Source organism: Kitasatospora arboriphila (assembly GCF_039528095.1).
Classification (GTDB): Bacteria; Actinomycetota; Actinomycetes; order Streptomycetales; family Streptomycetaceae; genus Kitasatospora; species Kitasatospora arboriphila.
In genome coordinates this window covers 1-767 of the sequence record NZ_BAAALD010000249.1, presented here as the reverse complement: position 1 = coordinate 767, position 767 = coordinate 1, and the positions used below count along the sequence as shown (strand labels likewise).

The window sequence follows — 767 nt, the reverse complement described above, 5'->3', positions numbered from 1 at the left end:
CGAAAGGCTGTGCCGTGACTGCCCCTGAGGAGACCACCTTCGCCGATCTCGGCAGGGTGCTGGTGATCATCCCGACCTACAACGAGGCCGAGAACATCGAGCGGATCGTCTCCCGCGTCCGCACCGCGGTCCCCGAGGTCCACGTCCTGGTCGCCGACGACAACAGCCCCGACGGCACCGGCGACCTCGCCGACAAGCTCGCCACCGACGACGACCACGTCCGCGTCCTGCACCGCAAGGGCAAGGAAGGCCTCGGCGCCGCCTACCTCGCCGGCTTCCGCTGGGGCATCGACCACGGCTACACCGTCCTCGTCGAGATGGACGCCGACGGCTCCCACCAGCCCGAGGAACTCCCCCGCCTGCTCACCGCCCTGCGCGGCGCCGACCTCGTCCTCGGCTCCCGCTGGGTCCCCGGCGGCAAGGTCGTCAACTGGCCCAAGTCCCGCCTGCTGCTGTCCCGCGGCGGCTCCACCTACTCCCGCCTCATGCTCGGCGTCCCGATCCGCGACGTCACCGGCGGCTACCGCGCCTTCCGCAAGGAGACCCTCCTCGGCCTCGGCATGGACGAGGTCGCCTCCGCCGGCTACTGCTTCCAGGTCGACCTCGCCTGGCGCGCCGTCCGCAACGGCTTCAAGGTCGCCGAGGTCCCCATCACCTTCGTCGAACGCGAACACGGCAACTCCAAGATGAGCCGCAACATCGTCGCCGAAGCCCTCTGGCGCGTCACCACCTGGGGCATCGGCTCCCGCATCGACAAGATCACCGGC

Annotated in this window: 1 protein-coding gene; it reads left to right on the top strand. The window is 70.3% G+C overall.

All coding sequences use genetic code 11. From position 1 onward, the window contains the following. Positions 1-14: 14 nt before the first annotated feature. Positions 15-767, top strand: a 753-nt coding sequence (locus ABD353_RS39765; protein ID WP_344628585.1) for a polyprenol monophosphomannose synthase, incomplete at its 3' end; no start/stop codon positions are given.